This window comes from Methylacidimicrobium sp. AP8, from assembly GCF_903064525.1.
Taxonomy (GTDB): domain Bacteria; phylum Verrucomicrobiota; class Verrucomicrobiia; order Methylacidiphilales; family Methylacidiphilaceae; genus Methylacidimicrobium.
On sequence record NZ_LR797830.1, the window covers coordinates 720,398 to 737,325 of the forward strand.

Annotated in this window: 11 protein-coding genes; 5 read left to right on the forward strand and 6 right to left on the reverse strand. The window is 63.6% G+C overall.

Annotated features, from left to right (window positions below; translation table 11 throughout):
* The first annotated feature begins 68 nt into the window (after positions 1–68).
* Positions 69–3,911: a DNA-directed RNA polymerase subunit beta gene (gene rpoB, locus MTHMO_RS03230; protein WP_202213504.1), complete on the forward strand. Its 3,843-nt coding sequence runs from the start codon at positions 69–71 to the stop codon at positions 3,909–3,911.
* A 72-nt stretch (positions 3,912–3,983) separates the two neighbouring features.
* Complete coding sequence (rpoC, locus tag MTHMO_RS03235; RefSeq protein WP_202213505.1) at positions 3,984–8,168, forward strand: DNA-directed RNA polymerase subunit beta'; 4,185 nt, start codon at positions 3,984–3,986, stop codon at positions 8,166–8,168.
* Positions 8,169–8,233: 65 nt separating this feature from the next.
* Here the strand turns inward: rpoC and MTHMO_RS03240 are convergent, their stop codons facing one another.
* The gene (locus MTHMO_RS03240) at positions 8,234–9,121 is read right to left on the reverse strand and encodes a bifunctional 5,10-methylenetetrahydrofolate dehydrogenase/5,10-methenyltetrahydrofolate cyclohydrolase (protein WP_202213506.1); all 888 of its coding nucleotides are present in this window, start codon (positions 9,119–9,121) and stop codon (positions 8,234–8,236) included.
* Positions 9,122–9,132: 11 nt separating this feature from the next.
* A complete protein-coding gene (locus MTHMO_RS03245; RefSeq protein WP_202213507.1) occupies positions 9,133–10,014 on the reverse strand; it encodes an NAD-dependent epimerase/dehydratase family protein in 882 nt (293 codons plus the stop codon).
* Between the two features lie 278 nt (positions 10,015–10,292).
* Here MTHMO_RS03245 and proB point away from each other — a divergent pair, with 278 nt between their 5' ends.
* The gene (gene proB, locus MTHMO_RS03250; protein WP_237394735.1) at positions 10,293–11,105 is read left to right on the forward strand and encodes a glutamate 5-kinase; all 813 of its coding nucleotides are present in this window, start codon (positions 10,293–10,295) and stop codon (positions 11,103–11,105) included.
* Positions 11,102–12,364, forward strand: a complete 1,263-nt coding sequence (locus MTHMO_RS03255; protein WP_202213508.1) for a glutamate-5-semialdehyde dehydrogenase — start codon at positions 11,102–11,104, stop codon at positions 12,362–12,364. The genes proB and MTHMO_RS03255 overlap by 4 nt, the downstream gene beginning before the upstream one ends.
* Before the next feature lie 24 nt (positions 12,365–12,388).
* Here MTHMO_RS03255 and MTHMO_RS03260 read toward each other — a convergent pair whose 3' ends face one another.
* Positions 12,389–13,009 (reverse strand): YrhA family protein, encoded by a 621-nt coding sequence (locus MTHMO_RS03260; RefSeq protein ID WP_202213509.1) that lies wholly within the window; start codon positions 13,007–13,009, stop codon positions 12,389–12,391.
* 46 nt (positions 13,010–13,055) lie between these two features.
* On the reverse strand, positions 13,056–14,180 hold the full coding sequence (locus MTHMO_RS03265) for a hypothetical protein (RefSeq protein ID WP_202213510.1): 1,125 nt from the start codon (positions 14,178–14,180) through the stop codon (positions 13,056–13,058).
* A gap of 187 nt (positions 14,181–14,367) precedes the next feature.
* Here MTHMO_RS03265 and MTHMO_RS03270 point away from each other — a divergent pair, with 187 nt between their 5' ends.
* The gene (locus MTHMO_RS03270) at positions 14,368–15,141 is read left to right on the forward strand and encodes a DUF502 domain-containing protein (protein ID WP_202213511.1); all 774 of its coding nucleotides are present in this window, start codon (positions 14,368–14,370) and stop codon (positions 15,139–15,141) included.
* Here MTHMO_RS03270 and MTHMO_RS03275 read toward each other — a convergent pair.
* Both MTHMO_RS03275 and MTHMO_RS03280 read right to left on the reverse strand, forming a co-directional pair.
* A complete protein-coding gene (locus MTHMO_RS03275) occupies positions 15,065–15,865 on the reverse strand; it encodes an undecaprenyl-diphosphate phosphatase (protein WP_202213512.1) in 801 nt (266 codons plus the stop codon). The two genes, MTHMO_RS03270 and MTHMO_RS03275, sit on opposite strands and share 77 nt — an antisense overlap.
* A gap of 46 nt (positions 15,866–15,911) precedes the next feature.
* Complete coding sequence (locus MTHMO_RS03280; protein ID WP_237394736.1) at positions 15,912–16,700, reverse strand: D-alanyl-D-alanine carboxypeptidase family protein; 789 nt, start codon at positions 16,698–16,700, stop codon at positions 15,912–15,914.
* Positions 16,701–16,928 lie beyond the last annotated feature (228 nt).

A 16,928-nucleotide genomic window follows, 5' to 3' on the forward strand; every position in this document is an offset into this window, starting at 1 on the left:
GGGCATCGGAGCCCGAGGGGGAAACCGGTCGGGCTGGCCGGATCAGTCGGGACAATGCGGATAATGGCATGAGCACAAGAGGTTGGCAGCGGATAAACTTCGGTAAGATCGTGGAATCGGTGCCCCTGCCGAATTTGATCTCGCATCAAATTCGGTCCTATGAGGAATTTCTCCAGCTGGGAGTTCCTCCCGAGGAACGGAAGCCGGAAGGCCTGCATGGCGTCTTCCTGGAAGTCTTCCCCATCGAGAGCTATGACGGCAAGGTCTGTCTGGAATATGTTTCCTATGACATAGCCCCGCCCAAGTTTTCGCCTCTTTATTGCCTGCGAAACGGCGAGACGTATGCCGCGGCGCTCTACGTGACATTCCGCCTGCGAGACGAAAACGGGATCAAGCAGGAGCGGGTCTACATGGGCGAGCTGCCGTTGATGACCGAGCACGGGAGCTTCGTCATCAACGGAGCCGAACGTGTGATCGTCAGCCAGCTGCACCGTTCTCCCGGAATCTGTTTCGAATCAAGCCTCCACCTCAACGGCAAGGTTCTCTATTCCTTCCGCGTCATCCCGGATCGGGGCACCTGGCTCGAAGTCGCTTTCGACACCAGCGATCTCCTTTACGTCCACCTGGATCGCAGAAAGAAGCGGAGAAAGTTTCTCGTGACGACGCTGCTCCGGGCGCTGGGGCATGGGAGCGACGAGGAGATCCTGGGGCTGTTCTATCCGATGGAGGACCTCGATCTCGAAGCCGCCCCGCCGCGCGACGAGGATCTGCCCAATACGGTCCTCGTGGGCGAGGTGCGCGACCCCCGTGATGCGGGCAAGGTGCTGGTGCGGGGGCTCGAGCCCCTCACCAAGACGGCTGTCCGCCTGCTCCGCGAGGCCGGCGTCAAAAACATCCGAGTGGTCAACATCCGGGAGGACGATACGATCGTCAAATGCCTGCGGCGCGATACGGCTCGCGATCAGAGCGAGGCTCTCAAGGAAATCTACCGGCGCCTGCGACCCGGGGATCCGCCGACCGAGGCCAACGCGAAGCTCCTGCTCAAGAGGCTTCTCTTTGATCCCAAGCGCTACGACGTGGGAAGAGTCGGAAGATACAAGCTCAATCAAAAGCTGGGGATCGAGGCGAGCTTAGACACGCGCACGCTTACTCCGGAGGACATCGTCGCGGCCACGCGCTACTTGATCTCCCTCCAGCATGGGGAGGGGACGACCGACGACATCGACCATCTGGGCAACCGGCGCGTGCGGAGCGTCGGGGAGCTGGTGGCCAGCCAATGCCGGATCGGCTTGGCTCGGACCGAGCGGCTCGTCAAGGAGCGGATGACTCTTTTCGACGTCAACGCGGAGGGAATGACGCCGCAGAAGCTCATTAATCCCAAGGCCCTTTCGGCGACGATCCGCGATTTCTTCGCCCGCAGCCAGCTCTCCCAGCTAATGGATCAGATCAATCCGTTGTCGGAGATCACCCACAAGCGGCGCCTTTCTGCGCTCGGGCCGGGCGGTCTGTCCCGGGAACGGGCCGGTTTCGAGGTGCGCGATGTTCATCCTTCCCATTACGGGAGGATCTGCCCGATTGAGACTCCGGAGGGGCCGAATATCGGGTTGATCGCCTCGATGGCCTGCTTCAGCCGCTTCAATGAGTACGGCTTCCTGGAAACTCCCTACCGGAAGGTGGTCAACGGCAGGGTGACGAACGAGATCGTCTACTTGTCGGCCGATCAGGAGGAGAACGTGATCATCGGCATGGCGACCACTCCTGTGGACGAGAACGGGCTCATCCAGGCCAAGCGGGTCGCTGTCCGCTTTCGCGGAGAGTTCATGGAGGTCGATCGCGAAAAGGTCAACTATCTGGACGTCTCCTCCAAGCATATGGTTTCGGTCGCGGCGGCTCTCATTCCCTTTCTGGAGCACGACGACGCCAACCGGGCCCTCATGGGCTCGAACATGCAGCGGCAGGCGGTGCCGCTCTTGAATCCCGAGGCTCCGATCGTGGGGACGGGGATGGAGCGCCGCGTCGTGGAAGACGTGGGCGCTGTGCTCCTCAGCGACGTGGACGGGAAGGTGATTTCGGTCACCAGCACCGAAATCGTCATCGAGCCTTCGCCCGCCGCCGGCGAAGCCGAGAGGAAGACGAGCGAGAAGCCCGAGAACGGGCTGCGAATGTATTCCCTGCGGAAGTTCATGCGTTCGAACGCGGGCACCTGCATCAACCAGAAGCCGATCGTCCGCAAAGGGGATGTCGTCAGGCGGGGAGAGCCGCTGGCCGACGGCCCCTCCACCGCCAACGGCGAGCTGGCCCTGGGGCAGAATCTGCTGGTCGCCTTCATGCCCTGGAACGGGTACAACTTCGAGGACGCCATCGTCCTCTCCGAGCGCTTGGTCAAGGAGGACCTGTTCACCAGCGTCCACATCGACGAATTCGAGATCGTCGCGCGCGACACCAAGCTGGGATCCGAGGAGATCACCCGCGATATTCCGAACGTGGGGGACGAGGCTCTCAAGAATCTGGGGAGCGACGGCATCGTGCGGATCGGAGCCGAGGTCAAGCCGGGCGACATCCTGGTCGGCAAGATCAGTCCGGTCAGCGAGACCGAGCTGGCTCCGGAGGAGCGGCTGCTGCGCGCCATCTTCGGCGATAAGGCTGCCGACGTGAAGGACTCGTCCTTGCGGGTGCCTTCCGGCACCAGCGGGATCGTCATGGACGTCCGGGTGAGCAGCCATCAGTCGAAGGCGGACAAGGAAAAGCTGGGCCTGGGCGAGGCTAAGCAGAAGATCAAGGAGATCGAAAGCCGCTACGAGCAGAAGGAGAACGAGCTCAAGGAGGAGTTGACCCAGGCCCTCTCCAACATTCTTCTCAACGAGAAGATTCCGCTGGATGTCGTGGATGCGGAAACCGGAGAGATCCTGATTCCGGCGAACCGCAAGATCACCAAGACCCTTCTGCGGAAGATGGCGTCCTGCTGGGACCATATCGAAATCGATCCCAGCCCGATCCGCACCAAGATCTTCGAGATCATCGGCGGCTTCGAATCGAAGTTCGAGCAGCTGCGCAACGACAAGGAAACCGAGCTCGACCAGGTAGAAAGCCGGGAGGATATCGAGCCGGGAATCGTCAAGCAGGTCAAGGTCTACATCGCCAGCAAGAGAAAGATCTCGATCGGCGACAAGATGGCCGGACGTCACGGGAACAAAGGGGTCGTCTCCCGTATCGTCCCTGTCGAGGATATGCCTTTCCTGCCGGACGGAACCCCCGTTGACATCGTGCTCAATCCGCTGGGTGTGCCATCCCGGATGAATGTCGGCCAGGTGCTCGAGACGCACCTGGGCATCGCCGCCCGCAAGCTGGGCTTCGCGGTCGCCACCCCCGTTTTCGACGGCGTGAAAGAGGAGGAGATCCGGAAATTCCTTCGGGAGGCCGGCCTCGCCGAGGACGGCAAGACCTATCTTTACGACGGCCGCACCGGAGACCGTTTCGATCAGCGGGTGGTCGTAGGCGTCATCTACATGATGAAGCTCAACCACATGGTAGCCGACAAGATTCACGCCCGCGCGGTAGGTCCCTACGCGCTGGTGACCCAGCAGCCCCTAGGGGGTAAGGCGCAGTACGGCGGGCAGCGCTTCGGCGAGATGGAAGTATGGGCGATGGAGGCCTATGGCGCGGCGTATACTCTTCAGGAAATGCTCACTGTGAAATCGGATGACGTTTCCGGGAGGACGAGGATCTACGAGGCGATCGTGAAGGGGGAGAACTACCTCGAGCCCGGTCGACCGGAGTCGTTCAACGTTCTGATCAAGGAGCTGCAGGGCCTCTGCTTGGACCCGAAGATCGGGGTTGTTCGGAGCACACCCGAGCTCGGCCTGGCGGACGGCGCGGCCCCCAGGGCCGCCGCCGGTCCGGAAGCGGCTTGATCCCGGGCGGCCCGGGCCCGATGGCAGAGGAATTGCGACCGCAAAAAAGGCGGAACGCTGTGGAGGCATAGTATGGTTAGCGAAAGCATGACGGCTCGAGAAATTCTCGGGTTGGAACGGTCGAGCGATTTCAACGAAGCCTGCATTACAATCGCTTCGCCGCAGACCATCGAATCGTGGAGCAAAGGCGAGGTCAAAAACCCCGAGACGATCAATTACCGGACCTTCAAGCCCGAAAAAGGAGGCCTCTTCTGCGAGCGGATCTTCGGCCCGACGAAGGATTGGGAGTGCGCCTGCGGGAAGTACAAGCGGATCAAGTATAAGGGTGTGGTTTGCGATCGATGCGGCGTCGAGGTGACCCTTTCCCGCGTCCGGCGACAGCGGATGGGGCATATCCGGTTGGCCGTGCCTGTGGCGCACATCTGGTTCCTCAAGTGCATGCCGAGCCGGCTCGGGCTTATGATGGACATGACCGCCCGCGACCTCGAGCGGGTGATCTACTACGAGGATTATCTCGTCGTCGATCCGGGGCGGACCCAACTCCGCCACAAGCAGCTTTTGACCGAGCAGGAGCACCGGGAGGCGGTGGCCCAATACGGGGAGGGCTCCTTCGTGGCCAAGATGGGAGCCGAGGCCGTCAGGGACTGTCTCAAGCAGATCGATCTGGAGGCGCTCGCCAGAGAGCTCACCCAGGCCATGGATCAGACCCGGAGCAAGCAGCTCCGGAAGAAGATGGCGAAGCGGCTGAAGCTGATCCAGGGATTCTTGAGCGTCGGCACGCGTCCCGAGTGGATGATCCTGGAGATCCTTCCGGTGATTCCGCCGGATCTGCGCCCGCTCGTTCCCTTGGAAGGGGGGCGCTTCGCGACCTCCGATCTCAACGATCTCTACCGGAGGGTGATCAATCGGAACAACCGCCTCCGCACCCTTCTGCAGCTCAAGACTCCGGAGGTGATTATCCGGAATGAGAAGCGGATGCTGCAGGAAGCCGTCGACGCCTTGCTCGACAACGGCAGGCACGGCAGGGCCGTGACCGGGGTGGGGAACCGGCCGCTCAAGTCGCTCTCGGACATGCTGCGCGGGAAGACGGGCCGCTTCCGCATGAACCTTTTGGGCAAGCGGGTCGATTACAGCGGCCGCTCGGTGATCGTGGTCGGGCCGGAGCTGAAGCTCAACCAGTGTGGCTTGCCCAAGAAGATGGCACTGGTGCTTTTCGAACCGTTCATGATCCGGCGGCTCCGGGAGCTGGGGCATGTGCACACGGTGCGCAGCGCCAAGAAAATGATCGAAAAACAGGATCCCCTTGTCTGGGATATCCTCGATCAGGTTACCCAGGGGCATCCAGTGCTCTTGAACCGGGCTCCGACGCTACACCGCCTCTCGGTGCAAGCTTTCGAGCCGGTCCTGATCGAAGGGGACGCCATCCGGATCCATCCGCTGGTCTGTACCGCCTACAATGCGGACTTTGACGGGGATCAGATGGCCGTTCACGTCCCTCTTTCGATCGAGGCGCAGCTCGAGGCGCGCCTGCTCATGCTCTCTTCCCAAAACATCTTTTCGCCTTCGAGCGGGCGTCCGATCATGACGCCTACGCAGGACATCACGCTCGGCTGCTACTACCTCACCCAGGCGCCTCATCGGCTCCCGCCGGGCTCCCCGCCGTCCAGGCGGCCCATCTTCGCGGACGCCGACGAGGTGCTCTTTGCCTTGGCCGAGGGAGTGATCCGGACCCACGACCCCATTCTCTTTGCCAATCCCGACTTCGGGCGGGATACGCCGTTCGGAGACAAGGAGAAGAAGCTCATCGAAACGACTCCGGGAAGGGTGATCTTTAACCAGATCTGGCCGAAAGGCTTGGGGTTCTATAACAAGACGGCGGGAAAGAAGCAGCTCGGCGAGATCATCCTCCGTTGCTATCAGCTTGTGGGCCGGGAAGAGACGGCAGCGTGCCTCGACCGGTTGAAGCAGGTAGGCTTCCAGGAAGCGACGCGGGCGGGCATTTCCATCGGAATGAGCGACATGATCATTCCGGAAGAGAAGGCCCGGGTCGTGGCCAAGGCCCAGGAGCGCGTGGCCGTCGTGGAGCGCCAATACCGGTCGGGCGCGGTCACCGACGGAGAGCGCTACAACAAGATCGTCGACATTTGGACACAGGCCACCGACGAAATCTCCAACATGATCTTCCGGACCCTGGAAAGCAGCCGGGATCGAGGCGAATTCAACCCGCTTTACCTGATGGTCGATTCGGGCGCGCGGGGAAACCGCCAGCAGGTACGCCAGTTAGCGGGGATTCGGGGACTGATGGCTAAGCCCTCCGGAGAAATCATCGAGCGTCCGATCACCTCGAACTTCCGGGAAGGGCTTTCGGTCCTCGAATACTTCATCAGCACCCACGGGGCGCGGAAAGGGTTGGCGGACACCGCGCTCAAGACGGCGGACGCCGGCTACATGACGCGGAAGCTCCACGACGTGGCGCAGGACGTGGTGGTTACCGAGGAGGATTGCGGAACGACCAACGGGCTGATCGTCCAGGCGATCTATGAGGGAGACGAGGAAATCGTCAAGCTGAGCGATCGGATCTACGGTCGGATCTCGTGCGAGGACATCACCGATCCGGTTACTCGGAACAAGCTGGTGGCGAGCGGGGAGATGATCGACGACGCCAAGGCACGCGCCATCGAGCAGCTCGGTGTGGAGAAAGTCCGCATCCGCTCGGTCCTCACCTGCGAAAGCAAGTGGGGGGTATGCGCTAAGTGCTACGGGCTCAACCTGGCAACCAACCGGATGGCGAAGCTGGGCGAGTCGGTCGGGGTGATCGCCGCGCAATCGATCGGAGAGCCGGGCACGCAGTTGACGATGCGAACGTTCCACATCGGGGGGACCGCTTCGCAGATCTTCAAGCAGCCGCAGATCCGCGCCAAGAACGACGGGATTGTCCAGTACTCGGACTTGCGGGTGGTACGCTCGCTCGACGGCAATTTCGTCGTCCTGAACAAATCCGGATTCCTTTCGGTCGTCGATCGGTCCGGCCGCGAGCTCGAGCGCCATACGATCGTCATGGGCAGCCTCATCTCCGTGCCGGATGGAGGCGAGGTGAAGAAAGGCCAGGTCTTCGTGCAATGGGATCCGTACAACGTGCCGGTGTTGACCGAGAAGGCGGGCATCGTCGAGTTTCACGACATCATCGAAGGAGTGACGGTCAAGAGGGAGCTCGACGAGGCGACCAAGCAGATCGGAACGGTCGTCATCGAGCATAAGCACGACCTCCACCCGCAGATCGTAATTCGCGATCCGAAGACCGGGGAGGCCCTCGCCTTCTACGGCATTCCGGCGGGAGCCCGAATCGAGGTCAAGCCGCAGGAGGAGGTCGCCGCCGGGCAGCGAATCGCCCGGACCCCGCGCAAGCTCGTCAAGACCAAGGACATCACCGGGGGCCTGCCCCGCGTGGCCGAGCTCTTCGAAGCGCGGCGCCCGAAAGATTCGGCGGAAATCGCCCGAATCGACGGGGTCGTCGAGGACGGCGGCATCGTCCGCGGCAAGCGGCGCCTCTTGATACAGGACCCGCAAACAGGGCAGGAAGAAGAGCACCTGATCCCGCTCTCCAAGCATCTGATCGTCTTCAAGGGCGACGTGGTGCGCAAGGGGCAGCAGCTCACCGAGGGTCCTATCGTCCCGCAGGAGATTCTGGAGGTAGGCGGAGTGCAGGAGCTCCAGGAGTATCTTCTCAACGAGGTGCAGGAGGTCTATCGGCTCCAAGGTGTCGAAATCAACGACAAGCATATCGAGATCATCATCCGGCAGATGCTGCGCAAGGTGAAGATCCTCGACGCGGGGGACACCCCGTTCCTTTGGGGGGAGCAGGTCGAGCGGCTGGAGTTCGAACGGGTCAACCGGGAAGTGGAGGCCAAGGGCGGCAAGCCGGCCGAAGGGATCCCCGTGCTCCTCGGCATCACCAAAGCCTCGGTGGAGACCGAAAGCTTCATTGCGGCGGCGAGCTTCCAGGACACCACCCGTGTCCTTACCGAGGCCGCCACGCTCGGGAAGATCGACAAGCTCCGCGGCTTCAAGGAAAACATCATCATGGGCCGCTTGATTCCGGCGGGGACGGGATTCCAAAAGTACCGCCATCTCCGGCTGATCGAGCATGGCGAGCCGCCCGCGCAGCAGCCCGCGCTCGAGGAGGAGGCTTCCTCCGATCGGCCGCAGTGGAGTCAGCTTCTCCAACGGGCTTCCGCCGGCCGCTCGGGCAGCGAGTAGCGGATGGCCCGCCTCGGTTTGCCGCCGGAAGCGCGGCAGCGGCCGAGGTCCGGTTCCCGGCGGGATCAACCGGCGAGCCGCTCGGCGGCCTCGACCGTGTTGGCCAGGAGCATCGCGATGGTCATGGGGCCGACTCCTCCCGGATTCGGGGTGAGCCAGGCGGCGATCCGAACCGCTTCGGAGAAATGCACGTCGCCGACGATCCTGCTTTTTCCCGGGACCGAGGGGAGCGGCAGTCGGGTGACGCCCACGTCGACGACGACCGCCCCCGGCTTGATCATCGAACCCCGGACGAATTCGGCTTTGCCGATAGCGGCGATCAGAAAGTCCGCCCGCCGGCAGTGCTCCGCTATGTGCCGGCTCTGCGAGTGGAGCACCGTGACGGTCGCATCGCCTTGCGATCCTCTGGCCAGCAGGAGAGCCGCAAGCGGCTTTCCCACGATGTTGCTCCGCCCCAGGATCACGACTTCGGCTCCGGACGTCACGAGGCCGTAGTGCCGGAAGAGCTCGCAGATCCCCGCGGGCGTGCACGGAGCGAATCCCGACGGATCGCCGAGAAGCAGCTTCCCGGCGTTGACGGGATGAAAGCCGTCGATATCCTTCGCCGGATGGATCGCTTGGCAGACGGCCTCCGCGCGGATCTGCTGGGGAAGGGGCATTTGCACGAGGATGCCGTGGATCCCGGGATCGCGGTTCTTCTCCTCGATGCGATCGAGGAGCTCCCGTTCCGTGCTCGGTGCGGGCAGGACGACGGTTTCCGAGCGGATACCGAGTTCCCGGGCCTGCTTTTCCTTCCTGCGGACATAGAGTTCCGAGGCGGGGTCGTCGCCGACCCGGAAGAAAACAACCGCCGGTTCGATCCCTCGGGCGCGCAGCTTCCGGACTCGAGCCCGGGTCCGCTCATGAACGGCGGCCGCCGCCTGCCGGCCGTCGAGCAATTTGGCCTGATGCATCGTGCTCTCCTTTAGGATGGCTTCGGCAGGACCCGCCCGCGTACGAGGGGAAGCAGACCCTCCCGGAACGACGGGTAGAGCGGCTTCCACCCCAAAGCGTGAGCCTTGGCGTTGGACACCCGCTTGTGTGTTCGTTTCCGCTTTCGACCGGGAAAGTCGGATTCTCCTCCGGGGGGAGGTGTCGGCATCGCCAATGTGTCGGCCAACCAGCCGTAAAACTGGCTCTCCCTGACCGGGGCATCATCCACGATGTTGACCGTTTCGCCCCGAAGAGGCAAGGAGAGGAAATGCAGGATGGCGGAGACGATGTCGTCGCGGTGGACCTGGTTGATCCACCGGTCGACGGCCGAGATCGTCGCTTCCCCGCGCAAGAACCGGTCGAGAAGATGCGTCCGGCCCGGACCGTAGATCCCGGCGATCCGAAGAACGACTCCGCCGGCCTCGAGCACCATCCGCTCGGCCTGCCGGAGGATTCGGCCGGTTTCCGATTCGGGCTCGGCGACGGATCGCTCGTCGACGAGCTCGCCCGTCACCTGGCCGTAAACCGAGGTCGAGGAGAGAAAGAAAAGAGGCGATCCCGGAAAGCGTCGAAGAGCGTGGGCGAGCCCGTCGACGAAGACGTTTTGGAACTCCTTAGGTCCGCCGCGGGAGGAAGAGGGGCCGTAGATCAGGAAATCGGGAGCGGCGGCCGGCCTCTCCCACGCCGCGCGGGAGCCGACGTCTCCCGCCAGCGCCGGGATGCCCAGAGAGACCAGCCGCGCCCGGCTCTCCTCGCTTCGGACCCACGCGCGGACTCGAGCCCTTCGATCCCGGAGGCTCAGCGCGAGGCGCGTGCCCACGTAGCCGCAGCCGACCAGAAGAATTTCTGCGGGAAGCTCCGCGTCGGGCGTCATGGAGCCAATCTGCCTCGATTCGGCGGAGGAGAAAAGGGCGCTTTTCCAGGGACGCTCCTCTCAGGGAGGGAAGTGACATCCGGGCTGCACCCGGCCCGGAAGGACAAAGCCGTTGCGGGAAGGCGGGCGAGCATCCATATATGAATGATAACGATGCGTCGGATGTTCCCTGCGGGCCGTGTCCGCCCAAGGCCTGCGGTTCTCCCGAAGGAAGAACGGGAGGTAAGGAGGGCGCCCCGGGCGGCTCGCACGGCCTTCGAGCGCACGGCAGGGTGCGTATGACCGAACCGGGCGGGGAAAAGGCGCGGGCGGGACGGGTGCATCCGCGTTGGGTGGTCAAGCTCGGGACCGGGGTTCTGAGCACCCCCGAGGGCGACCTGGATTTGCCGCAGATTCGCAGGCTGGTTGAACAGGTTGTCGGGCTCAAGAAGGACGGTTGGGAGATCGTCTTGGTCAGTTCCGGCGCCATCGGCAGCGGCATGGGCCTTTTAGGCTATGGCCGCAGGCCGACGGCGATCGAGGAGCTGCAAGCCTGCGCGGCGGTCGGGCAGCCGCAGCTCATGCGCTTGTACGAAGAACTCTTCGCCGAATGCGGCTATCATGTCGCGCAGTTTTTGCTGACCTACCTCGATCTGGATAGTCGCACCCTCTACGAAAACGCGCGCAAGACGATGGAGCATCTGCTCTCGAGGAAGATTTTCATTCCGGTCATCAATGAAAACGACGTGGTTTCCTATGAGGAGATCAAATTCGGAGACAACGACCGGCTCTCGGCCCATGTTGCCTCGATGGTGAACGCGGACAAGCTGATCATCCTCTCGAACGTCCCCGGCCTGCGGGAACGCGACCAGGAAGGAGGAAAGATCATCCCGCTAGTCGAAGAGATCACAGAGGAGATCGAGGCCATGGCGGGACAGACCCGTAGCGAGCGTTCGGTGGGCGGCATGGTGACCAAGGTGGAAGCGGCCCGGATCGCCGGGAGCGCAGGAATCCCTATGCAGATCGCCGACGGACGGGCCAAGGCGGTTCTCCGGAGAATCGCCGCCGGGGAGCCCGTCGGTACGCTTTTTCTTGCGCGGGGACAGCGATGAATACCTTGGAAGCGCAGATCGAAGCGGTCTGCCGGAAGGCGAAAGAAGCCGCCCGGAAGGTTGCGCGGCTCTCCGCGGGGGAGATCGACGGGGCTCTCGCCGCGATCGGAGAGGCCCTAGAAGAGTCACGGCCGCGGATCGAAGAGGCCAATCGGCTCGATCGGGAGCTTGGGTGCACCCAGGGACTTTCCCCCGCGCTGCTCGACCGCCTGACGCTTTCGCCGAAGGCGTTTTCGACGATGCAGCGCGGGATCGAGGAGGTCCGGAGGCTGCCCAGCCCGCTCGGCCGGGTCCTCGAAGAGCGGATCCGCCCGAACGGACTTCGGATTCGGAAGGTGCGGGTTCCCATCGGCGTCATCGGGGTGATCTACGAGAGCCGTCCCAACGTCACGGTCGACGTAGCGGCGCTCTGCCTGAAAGCCGGCAACGCGGTCGTGCTCCGCGGCGGCAGCGAAGCCTTTTACTCCAACACGGCGCTCGCGCAAGCCGTGCGGAACGGCCTCGATCGGGCGGGACTCCCGCCGGAGGCGGTTCAGCTGCTCCCCACGGTCGACCGGGCTTCCATTCCCATCCTCTGCCGGCAGCGCCGCTATCTCGATCTCCTGATCCCTCGGGGGGGCCCCGGCCTCATCGAGGCGGTTGTCACGCACGCCCAAGTGCCGGTCATCAAGCATTTTCAGGGCATCTGCCATGTTTTCGTGGAAGCGGCCGCCGATTTGGAGATGGCGCGGAAGATCGTGCTCAACGCGAAATGCCAGCGCCCTGCGGTCTGCAACGCGATGGAAACCCTGCTGGTCGACCGGAGGATCGCCCGCGCGTTCCTCCCCGGAATGGTGCGGGAGCTGCGCGCGCGCGGCGTGGAGGTCCGCGGCGACGAGGAGACGCAACGCCTTGGGGGAGCCGAGGTGGTTCCGGCGTCACCGGAAGATTGGGCGACCGAATACCTCGACATGATCCTCTCCGTGCGGGTGGTGGATGGGTTGCCCGAGGCGCTCTCCCACATCGAGCAGTTCGGTTCGAGCCATTCGGACGCCATCGTGACCGAGGATCGGGACGCGGCGGAAGAGTTCCTCCGCTCGGTCGATTCGGCGGTGGTCTACTGGAACAGCTCCACTCGCTTCACCGACGGAGGAGAGTTCGGCTTGGGCGCCGAAGTCGGGATCAGCACCGACAAGATCCACGCACGAGGCCCGATGGGGGTCGAGGAGCTGACTTCGTACAAGTACGTCGTGGTCGGCTCCGGCCAGATCCGAGAGTAGCCTGCCGCCCACGGACGGGCTTGCCTATCCCCCTTCCGGCGGAGGGTCTTTCCTCTTCGATTCTTCCTCGGAGCCCGGCTCTTCCCGGAGGGACGGGTCGCAAGTCCGGTCGTCCTCTTCGGTGAAGCCTTCCTCCTCGTATTCATCGAGAATCTCGTCTTCTCGAGCCTCCCCGGGCTCCTCGTCCTCGTCGAAGAGCCCCAGCGCTTCATGTTTGAGGGCGTTGATCATCAATTCGTTGAAGTTGGAAAATTCCGCGGCCGGCTCCAGGGTGTCGGCGTCCAGGGCATAGTATTTCCGCTCCGGATAACAATAGGCGTAGCGAAAGAGGTCCGAATGGCCCAGTAGGAGATACTCGGGCGGCTTCTGAAGGCCCTGCGCCGTTAGATTTTCCGCGATCAGGCCGGGAAGAAATTGGTCCTCCTCTTCTTCTTGGTCCATCGCGTAGAAGACGACCCCGTTATGCGCAATGCCGTCGGCCAGCAGCAGAAAATCGAGATAATCCGGGGGAATCACGATTCCGTACCGTTCTTCCGCCTCTTGCGCAAAGGCCGTCACCCGGGACGCCGGGCGTCCAACGAAGGGTTGAAAGCCTGCCGCTTGCTCTTCCTCATTGATCAGGGCGACATAGGTTTTGTAGTTCATAGGGAAACTGGCGGTTTCTGTTCGTTGGTGCGTTGACCGTTGACGCTCAGCGCTGGAGGGATCGGCCGTCAGGGTTCTGGTAGGATCTGCCTGTCGAAGCGGGCGTGCTCCCGGGCTTGCCGAGAACATTGCCACGAGCGGGTAGGATCGGCAATCGGAATCTCGGCGCATGGTCGAAGGGAAGGGCCTTGCCCTCGACCCGGGCTCCGGCGGGCAGAAACCAGCGGGCGAGCACCGCCCCTTCGGCGGCCGCCTCGGTCCTGGCTCTTTGCTCTTGTTCCGGCCTCCGGTTTTCCGGCTGGTAATAGATGTTTTGATAGGTGCGCACCGCCGACCGGCACTCCTCGGGCACCTCATACGGCAGCTTGCCCGCGGCACGAGAGAAAGCGACCAGGCGCCTCTGCCAGCTCGGCGGAAGCTCGGCCTTCGGATCGAGCCTCTTCAGCTCCTGCCGGACTTCTTCCACGCTCGCGAAGGCTTTCCGAGTCGGAGGGTAAAACGGGAAGAGCGGACGGGGGATGTACGCATCGGTCACCGAGCCCGGAGGAAGATGAAGCTGTGGATGCAGAATGGCGGCGTGGAGAAAATGGTGGGCGTTCTCCCGATTGTTTCCGCTCGTGAAGGTCGAGATCACCACGAGGTTGCTCGGGTCATTCGGATTTCCCCCGTCGAGCGGGAGAGCGCTTTTTTGGACGACGTGGTGGCAATTCCACCGGTCAGCCGGTTTCTCGAGCGCGGCGGCAACGCGGCGCACGCTTCGGGGAAGGATCGCTCGAACCTGAAAGAGCGTGGTCCGGTCGCGCAAGACCCCGTCCCGGTCGACCGCCTCTCCCCACTTCCTCTTGGGCACCTGTCCGCGCTCCATCATCTCCACTCCTTCCTTGCCGACGGAGAGCAGGGCGAGCGCGCGCGTGGTCGGGTTCTTGGCCAGAGCAGCGAGGAATTCCGGCCGGATCCGGTTGTATTCCCGGACGATTCTCCTGTAGGCCTTCCCTTCCCGGTCCAGGGTCTTCACGCGCACTCGTTCTAACGCGATTCCGGGCGCCTCGGGCGGGGTTTCGAGGATCCGTTCGACGGTGCCGACCCGTTCGAGCATCTCCACCATCGCCGCGACCCGCCCTTGCATGGCCGGGGACGGACGGACGGAACGGCGGCGGGGGGTCTTGCTCATGACCGGACGTGGGCTCTTCCCGTCTCCTTGTTAGGCGATCGGGTCGTTGTTTGCACCCGGTGCGCGCTTGCGCGATCTTTGGGCTCGACTTCCCCGCCGGAAGATCGTTGATGGTCGCGGTTGGAGAAGAGGACGACGAGGGGCGGAGCCGGGAAGCGAGGACCAATAGGCTCGGAAAAGAGGAGCGATGGCGGCGGAATCGGAGGAGCGGGGGCGGATGCTCTCGGCGGGATCGGGAACGCATGCCGGGCCCGGAGCGGTCTGGCCGTGGTTGCGCGGGAAGTTTCTCGCGGGGCTTTTCGTCCTGCTCCCCGCCGTGGTGACCCTTTGGGTCATCCAGCTGGTCTACGGCATCGTCAACGGACCGGCGGACGCGTTTCTCACCCTTCTGGTCCGGGCACGCCTTCTGCCCGGGTCGAACTTCCTGCGGGAACACTTCGGAGGGCATATTCCGGGAGCCGGCTTCGTGATCAGCCTGCTTATCGTCCTCCTGGTCGGATTCGCGGCGGGGAACTTCGTCGGCTCCTCTCTTCTTCGGGCCGTCGAGCGGATCGTCCGGCGGGTTCCGTTCGTCAGCCCCATCTATCAGACGGCCAAGGAGGCTGTCGAAGCGCTCCGCAACCTGGGAAGATCGGATGCCCGGGCCTTCCAATCGAGCCCGGTCGTCTACGTTTCTCTCTCGGAGAGGGGACCGAGGGCGCTCGGCTTCGTCACCGGTCGGTTGCCGGTCGAGTCCGGCGAAGGAAGCCTCTGCACCGTGTTCATCCCCACCTCTCCCACTCCTTTCAGCGGGTTCCTGGTGGTGGTTCCGGAGGCGGAGCTGACGACCGCTCCGGGGCTCACCTACGAGAGCGTCCTCAAGCTCTGCTTTTCGTACGGTCTGCTTAGCTCTTCCAAGGAAAACCGAGCAGCGCGACCAGCGCAGAACCCAGGGCAAGCCGGTACCAGGCAAAAGGGATGAAGGTGTGGCTCTGCACGTAGCGCAGCAGCCAGCGGACCGCGGCGAAGCCGGTGATTCCGGAGACGAGGAAGCCGAGCAGCAGCGTTTCCCAGGAATCGGAGGGAAGGTCGCGGAAAAAATGGGTCTCCCGGACGAAAGAAAATGCGCTGGCGGCGAACATGGTCGGAATGCCCAGCAGGAAGGCGAACTCCGTCGCCGCCGGACGCTCGACGCCGAAGAGGAGGGCGGTGAGGATGGTGGCCCCGGAACGGGAGAGGCCGGGAAAGACGCCGGCGAGCACTTGCGCGATCCCTACGGCGCACGCGGTCGACCAGCCGATGCGGTCGGTCGGCTTAATCAAGCGCAATCGCCTCTCCGCCAGAAAGATCCAAACCGCTCCGGCGAAGACGGCCAACAGCACGGGAGCGAGCTGGTCGGGCAGCTTCCAGCCCGCTTTCTTCGCGGCGAGCCCGAGGATCGAGGTGAGCGCGAAGGCCGCTGCGAGCTTGAGCACGTAATCGAGGTTCTGCGGCTGGTCGATGCCCGTGATCAGGCCGGCGATCTTCTGCCGATACAGCAGCGTGACCGCGAGCACGGCACCCAGCTGGATGAAAATGTTGAAGGTTTCCGAGCGGGCGCCGAGCCAGTGTTCCGCGATCAGCAGGTGGCCGGTGCTGGAAACGGGAAGGAACTCGGTGAGGCCTTCTATGATCCCTAAAAGTATGCTGGCCAGGACCTCATTCATAGCCTGTGCGTCTGCGCGATTGCGCCCGGCCGCAGGAAGCTTGCGCTCAAAGCGGTCGATAGGAGGGCGCGGTCACGGTGCCGGATTTGACCTGTCCGAAGCCGTAGTTGAAAAGGACCATGGCGTCCTTCCACTTGTCCGGGCTGTGCAGGAGGATTAGCAGAAGGGGGTGGCCGTCCCGTTGGCAGGCCGCGGCGTAGGTGTGGCGCGCTTCGCGAGTCCATCCGGTCTTGGCCGGACCCATCCCCGTATACTTTCCGAGCAGGCGATTGTGGTTGTGGAGAATCCGCAGTTGATTCCCGCTCCGGGTGGCTACGGTGCGGGTCATGAGGATCTGGCGCAGGGAGGGCACGTTCAACACCGCCTGAAAGATGCGCAGCAGGTCCCGGGCGGTGGTCACCTGGCCTTGCCGGAGCGAAGCCAGACCGTGGGGGTCGACGAAGTGGGTGTGCAGGCATCCCATCTCCCACGCCCTCCGGTTCATCTGGTGGACGAAAGCCGGAACCGATCCGCAGGTCGACCGGGCGAGGGCGAGGGCGGCATCGTTGCAGGAGCCGACGAGCAGATCCTGGACGAGCTCGGAGACGGAGATCCGCTGTCCGATCCGTAACGGGACGTGCGAGGGTTCGACCGCGGTATCCGGGGGCAGAACGGTCACGAAGCCTTGCAGCCCGGTCAGTTCGTAAACCAGGAGAGCGGTCATGAGCTTGGTCGTGCTGGCGGGGGCCAGCGGCATGTCGAGGTTGCGCGCAAAGAGGATGCGGTTGGCGACCGGATCGAAGAGGAGCGCGGCGGTGGCCTCCACCAACCGGTCGGCCTCCCATGCGGTGGGCACGGCCGTGTACAGGGAAGCTGCTCTCGGGTGGCGATGATGGCGGGCCGCCTGGAGGTCGTGCCCGCCGAGGAGCCAAGGCACCATTGCGCAACAAGCAAGGAGCCCCAGCGCGCGCCGGATGCGCGCTGCGGCGTTCGGACGATCGCCTCTAGGTCGGGAAAATAACCCGCGCATTCCGGCCTCGCTGCGTCCCACGGCTCTCCGGAGAGCTGGGTTCGGACGTCCCAC

What these genes read in the sequence shown, in the direction of transcription:
- rpoB (WP_202213504.1), top strand. Translation starts at nt 69, where the DNA reads ATGAGCACAAGAGGTTGGCAGCGGATAAACTTCGGTAAGATCGTGGAA.
- rpoC (WP_202213505.1), top strand. Translation starts at nt 3,984, where the DNA reads ATGGTTAGCGAAAGCATGACGGCTCGAGAAATTCTCGGGTTGGAACGG.
- MTHMO_RS03240 (WP_202213506.1), bottom strand. Translation starts at nt 9,121, where the DNA reads ATGCATCAGGCCAAATTGCTCGACGGCCGGCAGGCGGCGGCCGCCGTT.
- MTHMO_RS03245 (WP_202213507.1), bottom strand. Translation starts at nt 10,014, where the DNA reads ATGACGCCCGACGCGGAGCTTCCCGCAGAAATTCTTCTGGTCGGCTGC.
- proB (WP_237394735.1), top strand. Translation starts at nt 10,293, where the DNA reads ATGACCGAACCGGGCGGGGAAAAGGCGCGGGCGGGACGGGTGCATCCG.
- MTHMO_RS03255 (WP_202213508.1), top strand. Translation starts at nt 11,102, where the DNA reads ATGAATACCTTGGAAGCGCAGATCGAAGCGGTCTGCCGGAAGGCGAAA.
- MTHMO_RS03260 (WP_202213509.1), bottom strand. Translation starts at nt 13,009, where the DNA reads ATGAACTACAAAACCTATGTCGCCCTGATCAATGAGGAAGAGCAAGCG.
- MTHMO_RS03265 (WP_202213510.1), bottom strand. Translation starts at nt 14,180, where the DNA reads ATGAGCAAGACCCCCCGCCGCCGTTCCGTCCGTCCGTCCCCGGCCATG.
- MTHMO_RS03270 (WP_202213511.1), top strand. Translation starts at nt 14,368, where the DNA reads ATGGCGGCGGAATCGGAGGAGCGGGGGCGGATGCTCTCGGCGGGATCG.
- MTHMO_RS03275 (WP_202213512.1), bottom strand. Translation starts at nt 15,865, where the DNA reads ATGAATGAGGTCCTGGCCAGCATACTTTTAGGGATCATAGAAGGCCTC.